This window comes from Microbacterium pumilum (assembly GCF_039530225.1).
GTDB lineage: Bacteria > Actinomycetota > Actinomycetes > Actinomycetales > Microbacteriaceae > Microbacterium > Microbacterium pumilum.
The window spans coordinates 2,837,275-2,856,982 of the sequence record NZ_BAAAOH010000001.1 but is presented as its reverse complement, the minus strand read 5'-3'; the positions used below and the strand labels follow the sequence as shown (position 1 = coordinate 2,856,982).

Genomic DNA, 19,708 nt, shown 5'->3' with positions numbered 1-19,708 from the left:
CGACATGCTCAGCGACCGAGCGTCAGACCGAGCGGAACGCGATGACGGCGTTGTGGCCGCCGAAGCCGAACGAGTTGCTGATCGCCAGCTGCGGGCCATCGCCCAGTGGCATGGCCTCGCCCGAGACCAGCAGCGGGATCTCCGGATCCTGCGTGCTCAGGTTTATCGTGGGTGGAGCCAGCCGATCGCGGAGCGCGAGCATCGTGAAGATGGCCTCGATCGCGCCGGTGCCGCCGAGCAGGTGCCCTGTGGAGGCCTTCGTCGCGGAGATCGGGATCTCGTGGACGCGGTCGCCGAAAACACTGAGGAGCGCCTTGTACTCCGCGATGTCGCCCGTGGGAGTGGACGTCGCGTGGGCATTGATATGGGTCACGTCGTCGGGCGAGGCATCTGCCTGCTCGAGGGCCATGCGCATCGCGCGCGACGCTCCGAGACCCTCGGGCTCGGGGGCAGTGATGTGGTACGAGTCGGCGGTCACGCCGCCTCCGACGATCTCGCCGTAGATCTTGGCGCCTCGCGCCTTCGCGTGCTCCTCGGTCTCGAGCACCAGGCACGCGGCACCCTCGCCCATGACGAAGCCGTCACGATCGACGCTGTAGGGGCGCGACGCCGTCTCAGGCGAGTCGTTGCGCCTCGACAGGGCCTGCATCGATGAGAACGCCGCAAGCGTCAGCGCGTGGATGACCGCTTCCGAGCCACCGGCGATGATGACGTCCGCCTTGCCGTCGCGGAGGTTCTCGAACGCGTTGACGACCGCCTCGGTGCTCGAGGCGCAGGCCGACGCGACGGTGCGTGCATAGGCACGAGCACCGAGGTGCATCGACACCGCAGCAGCCGGCGCGTTCGGCATGAGCATCGGAACGCTCATGGGCATGACCCGACGAGGTCCTTTCTCCTTGAGCGTGTCCCAGCCGGCGAGCGTGGTCTGCAGCCCGCCGATGCCGGTGGCGAAGTCGATTCCGAATCTTTCGGGGTCGACGTCGGGGCGACCGGCATCCGCCCATGCCTCTTGCGCCGCGACCAGCGCGAACTGCGCGGACGGGTCGAGCCGGTTGGCCACCGGGCGCTCGAGCACGGAGTCGGGACGGACAGCCGCCTCAGCCGCGAACGTGACCGGGATCTGGTACTTCTCGATCCAGTCGTATTCGAGGGTGTGCGCACCGGACACTCCGGCCTGGAGTGCAGTCCATGTCTCGGGCGCAGTGCCGCCGAGCGGCGTGGAGGCACCGATCCCGGTGACGACGATGCGGGGTTTGCTCATGGAGATCAAGATCCTCGTGGGTGTGCCGGTGGGGGCCGTGGCCCCCACCGGGGGCATAAGCGAGCCGGAGGGTTCGGGGCGCTGGCCCCGTGGGTCCGGCTACGCCTGGTTCGACGTGATGAAGGTGACGGCGTCGCCGACGGTCTTGAGGTTCTTGACCTCGTCGTCGGGGATCGTGACGCCGAACTTCTCCTCGGCGTTGACGACGATCGTCATCATCGAGATCGAGTCGATGTCGAGGTCATCGGTGAACGACTTCTCGAGCGCGACCTCGTCGGCTGAGATGCCCGTCTCGTCGGTGATGAGCTCGGCAAGTCCTGCAAGGACCTCGTCGGTGGTGAATGCCATGGTTTCTCCTGTTCTCGGGATTCTCCGGCCCTGGCGGGGCCGCTGTTCAGTCTAGGGTCGGGTTCTGCTCGGTCAGGGAAGGACGACGACCTGCGCGCCGAAGACGAGTCCGGCACCGAACCCGATCTGCAGCGCGAGACCGCCGCTGAGCTCAGGGTGCTCCTCGAGCAGGCGGTGGGTCGCCAGCGGGATGGACGCGGCGGACGTGTTGCCGGTCGTCTCGATGTCGCGGCCGATGACGACGGACTCCGGCAGCTTGAGCTGCTTGGCGAACTCATCGATGATCCGCATGTTGGCCTGGTGGGGAACGAACGCCGCGAGGTCGGATGCCTCGACTCCGGCCGCCTCGAGCGCCTGCCGAGCGACCTTGACCATCTCCCAGACCGCCCAGCGGAAGACCGTCGGACCCTCCTGGCGAAGCGTCGGCCACGGCGCCGTGCCGTCTCGGAAGTCGGTGAGCGTGTGGTTCATGCCGACGGCGTCTGCCTTCGAACCGTCCGAGCCCCAGACCGTCGGTCCGATGCCGGGCGTGTCGCTGGGGCCGATGACAACAGCTCCGGCGCCGTCGCCGAGGAGGAACGAGATGCTGCGATCGGTGGGGTCGACGATGTCGCTGAGCTTCTCGGTGCCGACGACGACCGCGTAATGGGCGAGGCCGCCCCGGATGAGAGCGTCCGCCTGCGCGACCCCGTACGAGAACCCTGCGCATGCGGCATTGAGGTCGTACGCGGCTGCTGGATTCGATCCCACGCGGTCTGCGACGATCGCCGCGACGGACGGCGTCTGCTTGGGATTGCTGATGGTGGCGACGATGACGGCGTCGACCAGCGTCGGGTCCACGCCGGAACGGGCGATCGCCTCGGTGGCCGCATCCGCGGCGAGGTCGATGGCCGTCGTCTCGGCAACGGCGCGGGTACGCGTCACGATGCCTGTGCGCTGCCGGATCCACTCGTCGCTCGAATCGATCGGGCCGATGAGATCGTCGTTCGGGACGGCGATCTCGCCGCGAGCCGCACCGTACGCATAGATGCGCGTGTGGGCGACGCCGGTGGGCTGGATGAGTGCATGGGTCATGCGGAGTCTCCGGTCAGTGCGGCGGCGGCGGGGAGTTCGTCCGGTGTCTTCACCGCAACGGCCGGAACACCTCGCAGTGCTCGCTTGGCGAGTCCAGTGAGCGTGCCGGCGGGCGCGAGTTCGATCAGACCGGTGATGCCCTGGTCCGCGAAGGACGACATGCACAGGTCCCAGCGCACCGGGGACGCGACCTGGTCCACGAGGAGGTCGACGAACGCCGCGCCCGAATCGACGCGGGCACCGTCTCGGTTGCTCCAGATGGCGACGGACGGGTCGGATGCCGCGACATCCGCCGCGGCAGCACGCAGCGCCTCGACGGCGGGCGCCATGTAGCGGGTGTGGAAGGCGCCGGCGACCTGCAGCGGTATGACCCGCGTGCCCGCAGGCGGCTCGGCCGACAGGGACTGGAGTGCGTCGAGGGCGCCTGCGGCGACGACCTGCCCGCCGCCGTTGTAGTTCGCGGGAGTGAGGTCGAGCTCGGCGAGGCGGGCGACCACTGCCGCCTCGTCGCCGCCGATCACGGCGCTCATTCCGGTCTGCTCGACCGCGGCGGCATCCGCCATGGCACGACCGCGGATGCCGACGAGGCGCAGGGCGTCCTCCTCGCTCAGGATGCCGGCGGCCGCAGCCGCGGCGAGTTCGCCGACCGAGTGGCCGGCGACGCCCGCGATTCGATCACGGTCGGTCAGCGCGTTCCACGACAGAAGGCTGGCAGCCACGATGAGGGGCTGGGCGACCTGCGTATCGCGGATCTGCTCGGCATCCCATTCGGTGCCGGCGGCGGTGAGATCCACGCCCGCCCACTCGGAATAGGCGGCCACTCGATCTGCGGCGCCGTCGAGAGCGAGCCACGGGGTGAGGAAGCCAGGGGACTGGGAGCCCTGGCCAGGGAAGACCGCGATGATCACTTGTTCATCCTTTCAAGGATCGGTCGGGTGGTTCTGGCGATCCGGTCACAAGAATGACGAGATGCTTTGTGCGGGTCGCACAGACTAGTGATGAGTTCTCCGGGCCGCAGGCGGCCGTCGACGGGTCGCATCCGGCCCCATCGAACCGAGGATCAGCGCCGTCTGCAGGATCAGCGCCTCACGTGGACCAGTGGCATCCCAGCCGATGACCTCCGAGACGCGCTTCAGCCGGTAGCGCACCGTGTTCGGGTGGACGAACAGCTCCCGCGCGGTCGCCTCGAGGGAACGCCCGTTGTCGAGGTAGCTCCACAGGGTCGTCACGAGATCGGCGCTGTGCGCCTGCAGCGGGCGGTAGATGCGCTCGACGAGGGTCTGCTTGGCGAGCGGGTCGCCGGCCAGCGCGCGCTCGGGGAGGAGGTCGTCGGCCTCGACCGGTCGAGGTGCATGGCGCCACGCCCGCGCGACGGCGAATCCGCCGAGCGCCGCACGCGCGCTCTGACTGGCATCCACGAGCGCAGGGACGGCGGGCCCGAGGACGAGGTGGCCGTTTCCGAATCCCGGCTCGAGCCGCTTGGCGATCTCGGGGAAAGGGAGGTCCGACGGCATGTCCTCGGTGCGATTGGGCGGATCGGCGCGACCCAGCACGAGCACCAGGCGGGAGCCCTGGACCCCGATCAGCACGTCGACACCGAGCTTGCGCGCGGTGCGGCGCAGCTGGTCGACGTCGAACAGCGGGGGAGTGGTGCCGACGAGCACGGAGACTTCACCGTGACCGTGCCAGCCCAGCGCCGCGATCCGGCTGGGGAGCTCCTCGTCGGCTTCGCCGGTCAGGATCGAGTCGACGACGAGCGCCTCCAGTCGCGCATCCCAGAGTCCGCGTGCCTCGGCGGCGCGGGCGTAGACATCCGCCGCCGCGAAAGCCACGTCGCGCGAATAGAGCAGGATCGCCTCGCGAAGGTGCTCGCCCTTGTCCTTGATCCGGTCTTCTGTCACTTCGACCGTCACTCGGATGAGCTGGAGCGTCTGGGTGAGGCTCACGCTCCGAAGCAGTTCCCGGGGCGCCGTGGCGAAGATGTCGGCGGCGATCCACGGCGTCGAGCCGGGGTCGTCGTACCACTGGATGAACGACGTGATGCCGGCCTGAGCCACGAGACCCACCGCCGAACGGCGCGCGGGAGGCATCTCGGCATACCACGGGAGTGTCTCCTCGAGGCGCCGGTTCGTGGCCGTCGCGAGATCTCCCGAGATGCGCCGCAGCCAAACGAGCGTCTCGGTCTTGTCCATCTGCGCGCCGGGGCCGGGCATGCGGTCGGTCAGCTCTCGCCGCCCGCGTTGCCACTCGTGCCGGCGGTCACGTCGTGCAGGCGATAGCGTTCGATGGCCTGCGCTGCGAGACTGCGATCCACCACGCCGTCCTCGGCAAGAGACTGAAGCGTCCGTACGACGATCGAGGGGCCGTCGATCTTGAAGAAGCGACGGGCTGCAGGACGCGTGTCCGAGAAGCCGAATCCGTCCGCGCCGAGGCTCGCGAACCGCCGGGGCACCCACTGGCGGATCTGGTCCTGGACCGCATGCATGAAGTCGCTCACCGCGACCACGGGCCCGTCGACATCCCGCAGCCTCTGCGTGATGTAAGCCGTGCGCGGCTCCTCCTCCGGGTGCAGGAAGTTGTGCTGATCGGCGGCGAGTCCGTCGCGGCGGAGCTCCGTCCAGGAGGTGACCGACCACACGTCGGCCTGCACGCCCCAGTCGTCACGCAGGAGCTGCTGAGCCTCGAACGCCCACGGTACTCCGACACCCGAAGCGAGGATCTGGGCGCGGGGGCCCTCGCCCTCCGCCGTCGAGACGCGGTGCATGCCACGGACGATGCCGTCCACATCGACGCCCTCGGGCTCGGCCGGCTGGACGAGCGGCTCGTTGTATACCGTGAGGTAGTACATGACGTTCGGGTCGGGATGGTTGCCGCCGTACATCCGCTCGATTCCGGAGCGGACGATGTGCGCGATCTCATAGCCGTAGGCGGGGTCGTACGACACCGTCGCCGGGTTGGTCGAAGCGAGCAGGTGCGAGTGACCGTCGGCGTGCTGCAGACCCTCACCGGTCAGCGTCGTGCGACCGGCGGTCGCGCCGATGATGAAGCCGCGCGCCATCTGATCGCCGGCAGCCCACTGCGCGTCGCCGGTGCGCTGGAAGCCGAACATCGAGTAGAAGACGTAGACGGGGATCAAGGGCTCGCCGTGCGTCGAATACGACGTCCCGGTCGCGGTGAAGGCCGCTACTGCGCCGGCCTCGTTGATGCCGACGTGGATGATCTGACCCTGCGGGCTCTCCTTGTAGGCGAGCAGCAGTTCGCGGTCGACCGACGTGTAGTTCTGGCCGTGCGGGTTGTAGATCTTCGCCGTGGGGAAGTACGCGTCCATGCCGAACGTGCGGGCCTCGTCCGGAATGATCGGCACGATGCGGTGTCCGAAGTCCTTGGCACGCAGCAGGTCCTTCAGCAGTCGCACGAACGCCATCGTCGTGGCGATCTCCTGTGTGCCCGAGCCCTTCTTCGGCAGCGCGTACGCGTCGTCGCCCGGCAGCTGCAGTCCGACGTGATGGGTGCGTCGCTCGGGAAGGAAGCCGCCGAGCGCCCGACGGCGCTCGAGCATGTACTGGATCGTCTCGTCCTGGGCGCCCGGGTTGAAGTACGGCGGCAGGTACGGGTTCTCCTCGAGCTGCGCGTCCGTGATCGGAATGCGCATCCCGTCGCGGAACTGCTTGAGGTCGTCGAGGGTCATCTTCTTCATCTGGTGGGTCGCGTTGCGGCCCTCGAAGTGGTGGCCGAGACCGTAGCCCTTGATCGTCTTGGCGAGGATGACGGTGGGCTGGCCCTTGTGCTCGGCGGCCGCTTTGTAGGCCGCGTACACCTTGCGGTAGTCGAGGCCGCCGCGGCGGAGCTTGCCCCAGATCTCGTCATCGGACCAGTCCTTCACGAGCGCCGCCGTGCGCTCGTCGCGCCCGAAGAAGTGCTCGCGGATGAATCCGCCGCTCTCGGCGCGATACGTCTGGAAGTCGCCGTCCGGGGTCGTGTTCATGAGATGCACGAGCGCGCCGTCGGTGTCTTTGGCGAGAAGCTCGTCCCAGCCGCCGCCCCAGACCACCTTGATGACGTTCCAGCCGGCGCCACGGAAGAACGCCTCGAGCTCCTGGATGATCTTGCCGTTGCCGCGGACGGGCCCGTCGAGACGCTGGAGGTTGCAGTTGACGACGAACGTGAGGTTGTCGAGACCCTCATTCGCGGCGACCTGCAGCTGACCGCGGCTCTCGACCTCGTCCATCTCGCCATCGCCGAGGAACGCCCACACGTGCGAGTCGTCGAGGTCCTTGATGCCGCGGTTGGTGAGGTATTTGTTCGTCATCGCCTGGTAGATGGCGTTGATCGGACCGAGGCCCATCGACACGGTCGGGAACTGCCAGTACTCGGGCATGAGCCGCGGGTGCGGGTAGGACGGGATGCCGTTGGGAGCCTTGGACTTCTCCTGCCGGAAGCCGTCCAGCTGCTCTTCGGTCAGGCGTCCTTCGAGGAACGAGCGAGCGTAGATGCCCGGCGACGCGTGACCTTGGATGAAGATCTGGTCGCCGCCGTTCGGGTCGTCGAGGCCGCGGAAGAAGTGGTTGAAGCCGACTTCGTAGAGCGACGCCGACGAAGCGTAGGTGGAGATGTGACCGCCCACACCGATCCCCGGGCGCTGCGCCCGGTGGACCGTGACGGCGGCGTTCCAGCGAAGCCAGCGCCGGTAGCGCTGCTCCAGCGCCTCGTCACCGGGGAACTCCGGCTCGTTCTCGGGCGCGATCGTGTTGATGTAGTCCGTCGTCGGCACCTGCGGCACATTGAGCTGGAGCTCGTGCGACGTCTGCAGCAGACTCAGCATGATCTCGCGACCACGCCCGTGGCCCTTGGCCTGGACGAGCTGCTGAAGCGACTCTCGCCACTCCGCCGTCTCGTCGGGATCGCTGTCGAGCGGGCTCTGCGAGTACGGATCCTGGTCGTTGACAGTCACGTAAGACCTTTCGTCGTCTGGCAGGTCGTGCCAGGGAATCGCAACATCAGCGGTGCAGACATTGTTTGTCTTGCACAAACGCACCATCTGTCAGCCTAGCGAGTCGGAGGGCCGGTGGACGGACGAGCGTGACGCCGCCGCCGCGCCACCTCGTAGACTTGCCGTCGCGGGCCTATAGCTCAGTTGGTAGAGCACCTCGTTTACACCGAGGTGGTCGGGAGTTCGAGTCTCTCTGGGCCCACCGTCTTCCGCCTGCATCGCCGGCAAGCGCGGGTTGCCCTGTCGATGCCCGGGGTAGGTTGGACGCGTGAAAGCCAGCCCCGCAGACCAGCGCCGCCTCATCGAGGTCGCCGAGCTCGATGCCCGCATCCGTCAGGCGGACCACGCCCGTCGGAATCCGCCCCAGGCGGGGCGCGTGCACGAGCTGCTGGCGCGGCGCCAGGAGCTCGGACAGGAGCTCGCGACCCGGCTGGGATCGCGCGACGACCTCCGCATCGAGCTGTCGCGCATCGAATCGGACGTGGCCGTGGTCGACGCGCGGGCCGCCCGCGACGCCGAACGCCTCGCCGCGAGCAGCAACCCCAAAGAGGCTCAAGGCCTCGAGAGCGAGCTCGCATCGCTCGCGCGCCGCAAGAGCGATCTCGAGGATGCCGAGCTCGAGGTCATGGAACGGCTCGAACTGGCCGAGGCCGCTGCTGCCGAGCAGGAGGTCCTCATCGCGCAGACCAATGCCGAGGGCTCCGAGCTGAGCGCCGCGGCGAAGCGCACGGTCGCCGAGGCGTCCGCGGCGTTCGATGCCGCGACGCGCGATCGTGCCGCGGTCTCGGGCACGGTGCCCGCCGACCTGCTCGCGCTGTACGAGCGCATCGCGGCGCGGAGCGCCGGCGCGGCATACCTGCGGGCTCGCACGTGCGAGGGCTGCAACATGGTGCTGGCGGGCACCGATCTGCAGGTCCTCCGCCAGGCCGCCGATGACGACATCGTCACCTGCCCGGAGTGCGGCTGCATCCTGGTGCGCGGGGAGGACTCGGGCCTGTGACCCACCGCTTCGTCGTCGAAGCCGATGGCGGATCCCGCGGCAATCCCGGCGTCGCCGCCGGGGGAGCGGTCGTCATCGACGCACAGACGGGTGTCGTGCTGAGCGAAGTCGGGGTCTCGCTGGGTGTCGCGAGCAACAACGTCGCCGAGTACTGCGGGCTGATCGCGGGGCTCGAGGTCGCGTTCGAGCGGGATGCCGCCGCATCCGTCCTCGTCCGGATGGACTCGAAGCTCGTCGTCGAGCAGATGTCCGGCCGCTGGAAGATCAAGCATCCCGACATGCGAGTGCTGGCGCAGCGCGCCCAGTCGCTGATCGACGGACGCGATGTGACGTTCGAGTGGGTGCCCCGGCTCGAGAATTCACGAGCGGATGCCGCCGCGAACGAGGCGATGGACCTGGGCGAGGGCTTCCGACGTGATGTCGACGCCGGACAGGACTGAACGCACGGTCTGGATCGTCCTCGGCCGGACGGATGACGGGGTCTCCGCGGCGCTGCTCGACACCGAGGGCGCCGAGCAGTCGAGGCATGACGTGTCGGCGTCGGAATTCGCGGAGTGGGTGCGCGACATCGAAGCAGGGACGGCGCCGCGCTGGGTCTGGAGCGATGCCCCCGCGTGGTACGCCGATCTGCTGGCGGCCGGTGTCCGTGTCACGAAGTGCCATGATCTGCGGCTGTGCCACGCCATCCTCCGCTCGTCCGCCCTCGTCACCGATGGCGGTGACCTTCGCGCCGCCGCGGCGTGGGATGCCGTCGCGTCGACGGCGGCCGAGGTGAAGACTCCCGCACTGTTCGACTGGGAAGGTGGCGCCACCCTCGCGCCGAGCGGTCCGCCGTCGGGACTGGCAGAGGCCCAAGCCGAGTTCGCGCGCCAGCGACGGGCCATCGCGACGTCGAGCGATCCGGGTCGGCTGCGCCTGCTCACCGCCGCGGAATCGGCGGGCGCCCTGATCGCCGAGGAGCTGCGTGCGGCGGGTCTGCCCTGGGATAGCGCCGCCCACGACCGCATCCTCACCGAGGTCCTCGGTGCGCGGCCGCTGGGTGGGGGATCACCGGCGAAGCTGGCAGCGGCCGCGGATCGTGTCCGCGCCGCGCTCGGCGACCCGGGCGCGAGTCTGGACTCGCAGCCGAAACTGCTGCGCGCACTCCACCGCGCAGGCGTCCTCGTCGAGTCCACGAGCCGGTGGGAGCTCGCCCAGCAGCGGCATCCGGTCATAGAGCCCCTGATCGAATACAAGAAGCTCTCGCGCCTCCAGTCTGCCAACGGCTGGACGTGGCTCGCCGAGTGGGTGCACGATGGCCGCTTCCGGCCCGTGTACGTTCCGGGCGGGGTCGTGACCGGGCGCTGGGCGTCGTCGGGCGGCGGGGCGCTCCAGATCCCGCGTCAGCTTCGAGAGGCGGTGCGGGCCGAACCTGGTTGGCTTCTCGTCATCGCCGATGTGGCACAGCTCGAGCCGCGGGTGCTGGCGGCGATGGCGGGCGACACGGCCCTCGCGGATGCCTCTCGCGGACGCGACCTCTACGCGGGCGTCGTCGACAGCGGTGCCGTCGCCACACGTCAGGAGGCGAAGATCGCGATCCTCGGGGCGATGTACGGCGCCACGACGGGGGAGTCGGGGCGGCTCGTGCCCCGCCTGCGCCGCACGTATCCGCGGGCGATGGGGCTCGTCGACGACGCGGCGCGGACCGGCGAGGACGGAGGTCTGGTGTCGACATGGCTGGGCCGGACGTCTCCCGGGCCGTCGGACGGCTGGGCACAGGCGCAGTCACGGGCGACCGAGGCCGAGGCATCCGGGGTCGACGAGACCCGCGCGCGACGCTGGGCGCGAGATCGGGGCCGATTCACACGCAACTTCATCGTGCAGGGAACGGCAGCAGAGTGGGCGCTCGCCTGGATGGCCGACCTGCGCACCCGGCTCGCCGCGCTCCCGCCGGTGGCCGAGACGGATGCCGCGGAACGGTCCGGGCCGGTCTTCGCGCGGCATCCGCATCTCGCGTTCTTCCTGCACGACGAGGTCATCGTGCACACACCGGCCGTCCACGCGGATGCCGCAGCTCAGGCGGTTCAGGATGCCGCGGCCTCGGCCGCGCGGCTGCTGTTCGGCGACTTCCCCATCGACTTCCCGTTGGACGTGACCATCGCCGAGACAGCGCTCAAGGGCTGACCACCGAGTGGCTCCGAGGGGACGCGACTAGACTCGCACCGCGAATGGGTCGGCTGGACGGTCGCGTCGCTCGCGGTTCGCCGCGCAGCGCCGAGGAACGTCCGGGCTCCACAGGGCAGGGCGGTGGGTAACACCCACCCGGAGTGATCCGCGAGACAGTGCCACAGAGAGCAGACCGCCTCGGCTTCGGCCGGGGTAAGGGTGAAAGGGTGGTGTAAGAGACCACCGGGGTCGCGGTGACGCGACTCGCACGGCAAACCTCGCCCGGAGCAAGGCCAGACAGGGGATGTTGACGCGGCTCGCCGAGTCCCCGGGTAGGCCGCTGGAACGGCACGGCAACGTGTCGTCGAGAGAGATGACCGTCCACGGGGCTCACGCCCCCGGACAGAACCCGGCGTACAGGCCGGCCCATTCGCCTCTCGTCAGTCGAGCGCGAGCGCGGCGGCCCCGATTATCCCCGCATTGTTCCGATGAACAGCCGGAACGATCGGCGTCTTCAGGTCCAGCAGCGGGACGAATTGATCCGCGTGCTTGGACACACCGCCGCCGACGACGAACAGGTCGGGGCTGAACAGGAACTCGATGTAGCTGTAGTACCACTGCAGCCGCTCGGCCCAGTCCTTCCAGCTCAGGTGGTCGCGCTCCATCGCCGAATAGGCGGCATACGCCTCGGCATCCTTCCCGTGCTTGGCGCGCTGCACGTGACCGAGCTCGGAGTTGGGCACGAGGACGCCGTTGTACAGCAGCGCTGAGCCGATGCCGGTGCCCAGCGTCGTGAGGATCGTGAGCCCCGGCTGGTCCTTGGCTGCGCCGTACCTCATCTCGGCAACGCCCGCGACATCCGCGTCGTTGGCGAAGTGGATGTCGCGACCCAGGCCGTCCTCGAAGAACTGCTCGGCTTCGAAGCCGACCCATTTCGGCGAGACGTTCGCCGCGGAAAGGGTGCGGCCGTTCTTCACGATGGCGGGAAAGGCCACGCCGAGCGCCAGGTCGCTGTCGACCTTCAGGATCGACAGGACCTCCTTGACGGCGACGAGGACGTCCGGCGGCTCCGCCCCGGTGGGCGTTGCGACCTTGATCCGGTCGCTTCGCAGCTCACCCTTCTGCAAGTCGACGATTCCCGCCTTGATCCCGGTGCCCCCGATGTCCACACCGACGGCCAGCGACTGAGATGCCATGGGTCCACCCTATCGAGGCGACGCGGGCGGATCGGAGTGCGGATCACTAGGATCGAGCCTGCACCCTTCGACAGGCTCAGGGACCCTCGGCGGGCTCAGGGACGCTGTCGACAGGCAGCGACCAGAGGAGCACACCGTGAGCGACGACAGCGAGAAGTACTGGTACAACCTCAAGACGGGAGAGGTCGAGAAGGGCTACGCCTCGCCGTCGCCGGACCGCGCCGGACCCTTCGACACCTCCGAGGAGGCCGCTCGGGCTCCCGAGATCATCCGTGAGCGCTCCCGGGCCTGGGCCGAAGAGGATGCCCGGGGCGACGACTGAGCGTTCACTGCGCGCCGTCCGCTCCCCGGCCCCTCTCGCACTAGCCTAGGAGCGGGCCCGACACGCCCGTCACGATCGTCAGAGGGGATCCGATGGACAAGCAGCGTGACTTCGTTCTGCGAACGATCGAGGAACGGGGCGTGAAGTTCGTCCGGCTGTGGTTCACCGATGTGATCGGCACTCTCAAGTCGGTCGCGATCGCACCCGCGGAAGTCGAGGGGGCCTTCAGCGAGGGGCTCGGATTCGACGGCTCGGCGATCGAGGGCCTCACGCGCTCCTATGAGTCGGATCTGCTCGCGCACCCCGACCCGACGACGTTCCAGACACTGCCCTGGCGGGGCGAGATCGACCCCACCGCGCGCATGTTCTGCGACATCACCACTCCGGACGGCCAGCCCGCTGTGGCAGACCCGAGGCACGTCCTCAAGCGGTCGCTCGCGAAGGCAGCCGATGCCGGCTTCACCTTCTACACGCACCCCGAGATCGAGTTCTACCTCCTCAAGTCGTCTTCGTTCGGCGCTGACGGACCGGAGCCGGTCGACTCCGCGGGCTACTTCGACAACGTTCCCGGCGGCACCGCCCACGACTTCCGGCGTCGCTCGGTGCGGATGCTCGAAGACCTCGGGATCTCGGTCGAGTTCAGTCATCACGAGGGCGGCCCCGGCCAGAACGAGATCGACCTCCGCTACGCCGACGCGCTGGCGACGGCCGACAACATCATGACGTTCCGCACCGTGATCAAAGAGGTCGCGATCGAGCAGGGCGTTTATGCCACGTTCATGCCCAAGCCGCTCAGCGGCAAGCCGGGCAGCGGCATGCACACCCACATGTCGCTGTTCGAGGGCGACCTCAACGCGTTCTACGAAGAGGGCGCGCAGTACCAGCTGTCGAAGGTCGGCCGTCACTTCATCGCAGGTCTGCTCGCGCACGCGCACGAGATCTCGGCTGTCACGAACCAGTTCGTGAACTCGTACAAGCGACTGTGGGGCGGAGATGAAGCTCCGAGCTTCGTCTGCTGGGGACACAACAACCGGTCTGCTCTGGTTCGCGTTCCGCTGTACAAGCCGAGCAAGGGCCAGTCGTCCCGCGTGGAGTATCGGGCGTTGGACTCCGCTGCGAATCCCTATCTCTCGTTCGCCCTCATGCTCGCCGCAGGACTCAAGGGCATCGAAGAGGAGTACGAGCTGCCCCCCGAGGCGGAGGACAACGTCTGGTCGCTCAGCGATTCGGAGCGTCGTGCGCTGGGTTACGCGCCGGTGCCAGCCAGCCTCGATCACGCCCTCGAATACATGCAGGAATCGGAGTTGGTCGCCGAGACGCTGGGCGAGCAGGTCTTCAACTACGTCCTTCTCAACAAGCGCCAGGAGTGGCAGGACTACCGCTCGCAGGTGACGCAATTCGAGTTGAAGAGCAACCTCGAGATGCTCTGAGCCCGCCTCCGACTGATGTCCGCGAGCGAACGATCCAGCTCTCTCACCGTCCTCGCCCGGCTCGGGTTCAGCGAGCTCGCTCGCGCCGAGGGGCTGCTTAGCGAGCTCGAGTCCGAGGCGGGGATCTCGCGCGACGCCGTGCTCGCCGGCACCGCGATTGCGGCGGACCCTGATGAGGCGCTCGCTGGGCTGACGCGCATCACCCGGAGGGATGCATCAGCCGTCCGTGCCCTGCAGGCCGATCGACGGGGTTGGCAGGCCATGTGGGCGCTGCTCGGCGCCTCCACGGGGTTCGCCGACTTCTACCTGCGTCATCCTGACGAGCTCGCCCACCTCGCCGGCGCCGGCGACACGCTGCCCACGGGCGACGAGCTGCGGGCATCCCTCCTCGATGCCGTTCGCGCCGAGGACGGCTTCGCCGTGGACGGGGGAGAGGCCGCGTGGGTGCAGCTGCGCGTCCGCTACCGCCGCCTACTCGGACGGATCGCCGCTTACGACCTGCTGAGCGCATCGCCGGTCGACGTGGTCGACGCGGTGGCGGCACGGCTGGCGGATGCCGCAGGCGCGGCCCTCGAGGCATCCCTCTGCATCGCTCGTACCCGGGTGTCGAGCGGTGCCGCGGGGGCGGGACTGTTCCCCCGCGACCAGGTCGCCGCCACGCAGCTCGCGATCATCGGGATGGGAAAGACCGGCGCTCGGGAGCTCAACTACGTCAGCGACGTGGATGTGATCTTCGTCGCCGGAGCGGACGAGTCGGCTTCCGAGACGATGAGCGAATCGCGCGTCGTCGACATCGCAACGCGACTGGCCGTGCAGACAATGCGGGGGATCACGAGCATCGAGATCGAACCGCCGCTGTGGGAGGTCGACGCCAACCTGCGACCCGAGGGCAAGCAGGGCGCCCTCGTGCGGACCCTCGATTCGCACATGTCGTACTACGGCCGCTGGGCGAAGAGCTGGGAGTTCCAAGCGCTGCTGAAGGCGCGCCCGATCGCAGGCGACGCCGCCCTGGGCGACGCCTACGTGCTTGCCGTGCAGCCCAAGATCTGGACGAGCGCGGCGCGGGAGAACTTCGTCGACAGCGTGCAGCGGATGCGGGAGCGCGTCACCGAGCACATCCCACGGGACGAGATGCTGTACCAGCTCAAGCTCGGGCCCGGCGGCATCCGGGATGTCGAGTTCACGGTGCAGCTGCTGCAGCTCGTGCACGGGCTTTCGGATGACCGGATCCGCCAGCGCGGGACGCTGGATGCTCTGAACGCCCTCGCCGCCGAGGGGTACATCGGGAGGGCCGAAGCCGCGGCGTTCTCGCACGACTACCGCGTGCTCCGACTGCTGGAGCACCGCGTGCAGCTGCGGAATCTGCGGCGTACGCACCTGATGCCGTCGCGCCCGGAGGAGCTGCGGGTGCTCGCTCGGTCGAGTCGACTCGCCGACACCGGCGAGCGGGTGTGGAGCGAGTGGGAAGCGGTCAAGCGAGAGGTGCGCGACATCCACGTACGCCTCTTCTACCGCCCGCTGCTGTCGGCGGTCGCGGCGCTCCCGGCCGAAGAGCGGTCGCTCTCGGCCGCGCAGGCGCATGACCGCCTCGCCGCGATCGGGTTCACCGACCCTGCGGGGGCTCTCCGGCACATCGCGGCCCTGACGACAGGACTGAGCCGGAAGGCCACCATCCAGCGACACCTCATGCCGGTGATGATCCGGTGGTTCGCGGACGGGGTCGATCCCGACTACGGGCTGCTGACCTTCCGCCGTCTGAGCGAGCGCCTGGGCGATACGCCCTGGTTCCTCCGGATGCTGCGCGACTCGTCCGGTGCAGCCGAGAGTCTCACGCGGGTGCTCTCCGGGTCGCGGTACATCGGCGAGCTCATGGAGTGGATTCCGGAATCGGCGGCATGGCTCGACGACCCGCCCTCGCTGCGGCCGCGGTCGGGAGTCGCGCTGCAGGAGGAGGCACGCGCGATCCAGACCCGCCACACCACCATCGAGGATGCGATGCGCTCGGTGCGCGCGCTGCGACGCCGCGAGCTGCTGCGCACCGCGATGGCGGCGATCATCGGCACCGTGACGATCGAGGAGGTCGCCGACTCCCTGACCACGATCACCGAGGTCACGATCCAGGCGACGCTCAGAGCCGTCCGCCGACTCGTCGTGCCACCGGAGGACGCGGCACTGGACTTCTCGGTCATCGCCATGGGCCGCTTCGGCGGCGGAGAGCTCGGGTTCGGGTCGGACGCCGACGTGATGTACGTCTACCGACCGAACGGCCTCGATCCGCAGCGTGCCCACGAGCTCTCGACGCAGCTCGTCGCGGGACTGCGCAAATACTCCGAGGACCACCGTGTGCCACTCGATCTGGACGCCGACCTCCGCCCCGAGGGACGCAACGGACCGATCGCCCGGTCTCTCGACGCCTACGCCGAGTACTACCGGCGCTGGTCGCTCTCGTGGGAGGCGCAGGCGCTGCTTCGGGGTCGGGGTGTGGCCGGCAGTGTGAAGCTGATCCGCGCCTTCACCGAGCTTGCGGATGACGTCCGGTATCCGGCATCCGTCGATCGACAGGGCATCCGCGAGATCAAGCGGATCAAGGCGCGCGTCGAGAACGAACGTCTGCCGCAGGGCGCTGATCCCGCTCGCCACCTGAAGCTCGGTCCCGGGTCGCTCAGCGACGTCGAATGGCTCGTGCAGCTGCTCCAGCTGGAGCACGCCCGCAACGTGCCGGGGATGCGCACGACCTCGACGATGGGCGCGCTCCGGGCCGCGACGGACGCGGGGCTCGTCTCTGCGAACGATGCCGACCGGCTGGCCGAGGCGTGGCGGCTGGCCAGCCGTCTGCGCTCCGCGAACACGCTGCTTTCGGGTCAGACGAGCGACCTGCTCCCGAGCGACCGCAAACGGCTCGACGGAATCGGGCGTCTGCTGGAGTACGCCCCTCGATCGGCGACCCAGGTCGAGGAGGACTACCTCGGCACGACCCGTCGCTCGCGGCGGGTCTTCGAGAAGCTCTTCTACGGCTGAGCGGCGCACGGACGTGAGCCCCGCATCACCGCGTGGATTCGCCCAGAAGGACGAGAAGGCCCCGGGACGACCCGGGGCCTTCTCGCGCTGGAGCGAATCAGGTCAGACGCCGAAGTACAGCTCGTACTCGAACGGGTGCGGCCGCGCAGCGATCGGCTTGATCTCGTTCTCGATCTTGTACTCGATCCACGTCTCGATGAGCTCGGGGGTGAACACATTTCCGGCGAGCAGGAACTCGTGGTCGGCCGCGAGGGCGTCGAGCGAGTCGAGCAGCGAGTTCGGCACCTGCGGGATGTTCTTCGCCTCCTCGGGGGGCAGCTCGTAAAGATCCTTGTCGACCGGCTCGTGGGGCTCGATGCGGTTCTTGATGCCGTCGAGGCCGGCCATGAGCTGCGCAGCGAACGCGAGGTACGGGTTGCCCGAGGCATCCGGAGCCCGGAATTCGAGGCGCTTGGCCTTGGGGTTCGTGCCCGTGATCGGGATGCGGATGGCGGCCGAGCGGTTGCCGGCCGAGTAGACCAGGTTGACCGGCGCCTCGTAGCCCTTGACCAGACGCTTGTACGAGTTGATGGTCGGGTTGGTGAAGGCGAGCACCGACGGGGCGTGCGCCAGGAGGCCGCCGATGTACCAGCGAGCGAGGTCGGAGAGGCCCCCGTAGCCCTTCTCGTCGTAGAAGAGCGGCTTGCCCTCGAGCCACAGCGACTGGTGCACGTGCATGCCGGAGCCGTTGTCACCGAAGAGCGGCTTGGGCATGAAGGTCGCGACCTTGCCCCACTGCTCGGACGTGTTCTTGACGATGTACTTGAACTTCAGGATGTCGTCAGCCGCGTGCACCATCGTGTCGAAGCGGTAGTTGATCTCCTGCTGACCGCCCGTGCCGACCTCGTGGTGCGAGCGCTCCAGGGTGAACCCGGCGTCGATGAGCTTCAGGGTGATGTCGTCGCGCAGGTCGGCCGTCTTGTCTACCGGGCTCACCGGGAAGTAGCCGCCCTTGTAGGGGGTCTTGTTGGCGAGGTTGCCGCCCTCTTCGACGCGGCCGCTGTTCCACGCACCCTCTTCGGAGTCCACGTGGTAGAAGCTCGAGTTCTGCTTCACTTCGAAGCGGACGTCGTCGAAGATGTAGAACTCGGCCTCGGGGGCGAAGAACGCGGTGTCGGCGATGCCGGTCGAGGCGAGGTACTTCTCGGCCTTCTTGGCGACCTGACGCGGGTCCTTGTGGTAGATCTCGCCGTTGCGCGGGTTGTAGATGTCGAAGATCATGATGAGCGTCTTCGCCTCGCGGAACTGGTCGATGTAGGCCGTCGTCACGTCGGGGATGAGCTGCATGTCGGACTCGTGGATGTTCGCGAAACCCCGGATCGAGGAGCCATCGAACAGCTGACCGACGGTGAAGAATTCCTCGTCGACAGTCGATGCGGGGATGTTGAAGTGCTGCTGCACACCAGGAAGGTCCGTGAACCGGATGTCGAGGAACTTGACGTCCTCGTCCTTGATGAACTTCAGTACCTCGGATGAATCACTGAACATGGAGGCTCCAGAGGTAGGGCATTCGGGTTCGCCGCCCGCAGCGCGGGCTTGATTGGCAACGTACCGGGAGGGGATTGCCCGGCAGTGACACCTTTATTTCCGGTTTGTTACATGCGGCTGGATACGCTGGAGATATGCCCGACGCACTCGCACCCGGTTCCTATCCTGGAGAGCGACTGGGGCTGCCTCCAGCGGGGCCGGGCAGCCTGGCCACACTCGGACGGCGCGTATGGGCGATCATCATCGACTGGGGTTGCGCGGTGCTCATCTCGATCGCGTTCTTCTCGTACGATCCGCTGGCGACATCCCTCATCTTCGTCGTGGTGCAGTGCCTCTTCATCCCCACCATCGGCGGCAGCCCTGGCCACCGGCTGCTCGGCATGCGCGTTCAGCGCGTGACCGGCGGCTGGCCGGGTTTGTGGCGACCCATCGTGCGCAGCCTGCTGCTCATCCTCGTGATTCCCGCAGTGATCTGGGATGCCGACAACCGCGGCGTTCACGACAAGGCGGCCGGAACGGTGCTGCTCCGCGCCTGACGCCGAGCGCTGCTCGAGCGTCGAGACCCGGCCTGACGCCGACACGTGGCGGTCCGCAGCCCGGTCCGGGCGCGAAGCCCCGGTCTCGGGCGAGATCCGTGGGCTCGCCCGGGGATGAACTCGCGTCAGCGGGGTCGCGGCGCGCGGACCTTCGTGGGGTCGATGCCCTTGGGGATCGGCATCGATGCGAGCGACTGAGACACCGAGTCGATGCGCTTGATGACCGCGGCCATCGTCGACCGGTCGATCTTCTTCGGCAGCGACTTGATGGTCGGCGCGAGCTTCGAGATCGGCACGTCGCCTTCGCCGTGCCCGACGTAGATGACGGTGACCGGCACGCCCGATGCGACGCGCTGGACCTTCGAGCGCTCGTCGTTCACGAGACGGGTGAGACGGCCGCGCGAGCCCTCGCCGACGACGACCACGCCGCCACGGCCGACCGCGCGGTAGACCGCCTCCTGCGTCTTCGGGTTGACTCCCACCGGCATATCACTCGACTGCCAGCTGCGGCCGAGCGAGGTGGAGAGGATGTGGCCGGCGGCTCCCGGCATCCCGTCGATCTGCTTGTACATCGCGCGCGTCGAGAGGCGCGTCATCACCATGAGCCCTGCCAGGATGCCGGCCATCAGACCGGTCACGCCCCAGAGGATGACACTCCAGATCGCGACCGGCGGGATGAGCAGGCCGATGCCGACACCGACGGCGATTCCGACCAGGATGATCCCGATCAGCATGAAGGGGAGCCACCGGAAGGCCTTGTGGGTGAAGGTGTAGAGACTTCTGAGCTGAGAGAAGAAGCCGGGCCGCTTCTCTGGTGCGGTACTGCGCGCGGACATACCCCCCAGCGTACCTTTCCGGAGC

16 protein-coding genes, 1 tRNA gene and 1 other RNA gene are annotated in these 19,708 nt (G+C 68.3%); 9 read left to right on the top strand and 9 right to left on the bottom strand.

What is annotated here, in order from left to right; genetic code table 11:
- Positions 1-22: 22 nt before the first annotated feature.
- The 6 genes from ABD188_RS12750 to aceE all read right to left on the bottom strand — a co-directional run bounded on the left by ABD188_RS12750 (position 23) and on the right by aceE (position 7,634).
- Complete coding sequence (locus ABD188_RS12750; protein ID WP_344062791.1) at positions 23-1,261, bottom strand: beta-ketoacyl-[acyl-carrier-protein] synthase family protein; 1,239 nt, start codon at positions 1,259-1,261, stop codon at positions 23-25.
- A gap of 99 nt (positions 1,262-1,360) precedes the next feature.
- The gene (locus ABD188_RS12745) at positions 1,361-1,609 is read right to left on the bottom strand and encodes an acyl carrier protein (protein ID WP_045276804.1); all 249 of its coding nucleotides are present in this window, start codon (positions 1,607-1,609) and stop codon (positions 1,361-1,363) included.
- Positions 1,610-1,681: 72 nt separating this feature from the next.
- Entirely contained in the window at positions 1,682-2,683 is a 1,002-nt protein-coding gene (locus ABD188_RS12740; protein WP_344062776.1) for a beta-ketoacyl-ACP synthase III, read from the bottom strand.
- Complete coding sequence (locus ABD188_RS12735; protein ID WP_344062773.1) at positions 2,680-3,591, bottom strand: ACP S-malonyltransferase; 912 nt, start codon at positions 3,589-3,591, stop codon at positions 2,680-2,682. Before ABD188_RS12735 ends, ABD188_RS12740 begins: the two co-directional genes overlap by 4 nt.
- Before the next feature lie 84 nt (positions 3,592-3,675).
- Positions 3,676-4,896, bottom strand: coding sequence for a PucR family transcriptional regulator (locus tag ABD188_RS12730; RefSeq protein WP_344062770.1), 1,221 nt, complete (start codon positions 4,894-4,896; stop codon positions 3,676-3,678).
- Between the two features lie 8 nt (positions 4,897-4,904).
- Entirely contained in the window at positions 4,905-7,634 is a 2,730-nt protein-coding gene (aceE, locus tag ABD188_RS12725) for a pyruvate dehydrogenase (acetyl-transferring), homodimeric type (RefSeq protein ID WP_344062767.1), read from the bottom strand.
- Between the two features lie 168 nt (positions 7,635-7,802).
- Between aceE and ABD188_RS12720 the strand changes: the two genes are divergently transcribed.
- The 5 genes from ABD188_RS12720 (at position 7,803) to rnpB (ending at position 11,251) form a co-directional block, all read left to right on the top strand.
- Positions 7,803-7,875, top strand: a tRNA-Val gene (locus ABD188_RS12720).
- 66 nt (positions 7,876-7,941) lie between these two features.
- Positions 7,942-8,673, top strand: coding sequence for a zinc ribbon domain-containing protein (locus ABD188_RS12715; RefSeq protein ID WP_344062764.1), 732 nt, complete (start codon positions 7,942-7,944; stop codon positions 8,671-8,673).
- Entirely contained in the window at positions 8,670-9,113 is a 444-nt protein-coding gene (locus tag ABD188_RS12710) for a reverse transcriptase-like protein (RefSeq protein WP_344062761.1), read from the top strand. Before ABD188_RS12715 ends, ABD188_RS12710 begins: the two co-directional genes overlap by 4 nt.
- The gene (locus tag ABD188_RS12705) at positions 9,091-10,836 is read left to right on the top strand and encodes a bifunctional 3'-5' exonuclease/DNA polymerase (RefSeq protein ID WP_344067089.1); all 1,746 of its coding nucleotides are present in this window, start codon (positions 9,091-9,093) and stop codon (positions 10,834-10,836) included. Before ABD188_RS12710 ends, ABD188_RS12705 begins: the two co-directional genes overlap by 23 nt.
- A 45-nt stretch (positions 10,837-10,881) precedes the next feature.
- Positions 10,882-11,251, top strand: an RNA gene (rnpB, locus tag ABD188_RS12700) — RNase P RNA component class A.
- A 7-nt stretch (positions 11,252-11,258) separates the two neighbouring features.
- Here the strand turns inward: rnpB and ppgK are convergent.
- A complete protein-coding gene (gene ppgK, locus ABD188_RS12695; protein ID WP_344062758.1) occupies positions 11,259-12,014 on the bottom strand; it encodes a polyphosphate--glucose phosphotransferase in 756 nt (251 codons plus the stop codon).
- A 136-nt stretch (positions 12,015-12,150) separates the two neighbouring features.
- Between ppgK and ABD188_RS12690 the strand changes: the two genes are divergently transcribed.
- From ABD188_RS12690 to ABD188_RS12680, 3 genes are all read left to right on the top strand, one after another.
- Entirely contained in the window at positions 12,151-12,336 is a 186-nt protein-coding gene (locus ABD188_RS12690; protein WP_344062756.1) for an SPOR domain-containing protein, read from the top strand.
- 92 nt (positions 12,337-12,428) lie between these two features.
- Positions 12,429-13,766 (top strand): type I glutamate--ammonia ligase, encoded by a 1,338-nt coding sequence (gene glnA / locus ABD188_RS12685; protein WP_344062752.1) that lies wholly within the window; start codon positions 12,429-12,431, stop codon positions 13,764-13,766.
- A gap of 15 nt (positions 13,767-13,781) precedes the next feature.
- Positions 13,782-16,784, top strand: coding sequence for a bifunctional [glutamine synthetase] adenylyltransferase/[glutamine synthetase]-adenylyl-L-tyrosine phosphorylase (locus ABD188_RS12680; protein WP_344062749.1), 3,003 nt, complete (start codon positions 13,782-13,784; stop codon positions 16,782-16,784).
- A 102-nt stretch (positions 16,785-16,886) separates the two neighbouring features.
- On the opposite strand, the gene glnA (ABD188_RS12675) is transcribed toward ABD188_RS12680, so the two are convergent.
- A complete protein-coding gene (gene glnA, locus ABD188_RS12675; RefSeq protein WP_344062746.1) occupies positions 16,887-18,311 on the bottom strand; it encodes a type I glutamate--ammonia ligase in 1,425 nt (474 codons plus the stop codon).
- Between the two features lie 134 nt (positions 18,312-18,445).
- Here glnA (ABD188_RS12675) and ABD188_RS12670 point away from each other — a divergent pair, with 134 nt between their 5' ends.
- Positions 18,446-18,847: an RDD family protein gene (locus tag ABD188_RS12670; RefSeq protein WP_344062742.1), complete on the top strand. Its 402-nt coding sequence runs from the start codon at positions 18,446-18,448 to the stop codon at positions 18,845-18,847.
- Positions 18,848-18,972: 125 nt separating this feature from the next.
- Here ABD188_RS12670 and ABD188_RS12665 read toward each other — a convergent pair whose 3' ends face one another.
- Positions 18,973-19,683, bottom strand: coding sequence for a DUF4191 family protein (locus ABD188_RS12665; protein WP_344062739.1), 711 nt, complete (start codon positions 19,681-19,683; stop codon positions 18,973-18,975).
- Between the last annotated feature and the right edge of the window lie 25 nt (positions 19,684-19,708).

Bases quoted from the DNA above. Each gene is read 5' to 3' on its own strand.
- ABD188_RS12750 (WP_344062791.1), bottom strand. From the start codon at position 1,261: ATGAGCAAACCCCGCATCGTCGTCACCGGGATCGGTGCCTCCACGCCG.
- ABD188_RS12745 (WP_045276804.1), bottom strand. From the start codon at position 1,609: ATGGCATTCACCACCGACGAGGTCCTTGCAGGACTTGCCGAGCTCATC.
- ABD188_RS12740 (WP_344062776.1), bottom strand. From the start codon at position 2,683: ATGACCCATGCACTCATCCAGCCCACCGGCGTCGCCCACACGCGCATC.
- ABD188_RS12730 (WP_344062770.1), bottom strand. From the start codon at position 4,896: ATGCCCGGCCCCGGCGCGCAGATGGACAAGACCGAGACGCTCGTTTGG.
- ABD188_RS12705 (WP_344067089.1), top strand. From the start codon at position 9,091: ATGTCGACGCCGGACAGGACTGAACGCACGGTCTGGATCGTCCTCGGC.
- ppgK (WP_344062758.1), bottom strand. From the start codon at position 12,014: ATGGCATCTCAGTCGCTGGCCGTCGGTGTGGACATCGGGGGCACCGGG.
- glnA (WP_344062752.1), top strand. From the start codon at position 12,429: ATGGACAAGCAGCGTGACTTCGTTCTGCGAACGATCGAGGAACGGGGC.
- ABD188_RS12680 (WP_344062749.1), top strand. From the start codon at position 13,782: ATGTCCGCGAGCGAACGATCCAGCTCTCTCACCGTCCTCGCCCGGCTC.
- glnA (WP_344062746.1), bottom strand. From the start codon at position 18,311: ATGTTCAGTGATTCATCCGAGGTACTGAAGTTCATCAAGGACGAGGAC.
- ABD188_RS12670 (WP_344062742.1), top strand. From the start codon at position 18,446: ATGCCCGACGCACTCGCACCCGGTTCCTATCCTGGAGAGCGACTGGGG.
- ABD188_RS12665 (WP_344062739.1), bottom strand. From the start codon at position 19,683: ATGTCCGCGCGCAGTACCGCACCAGAGAAGCGGCCCGGCTTCTTCTCT.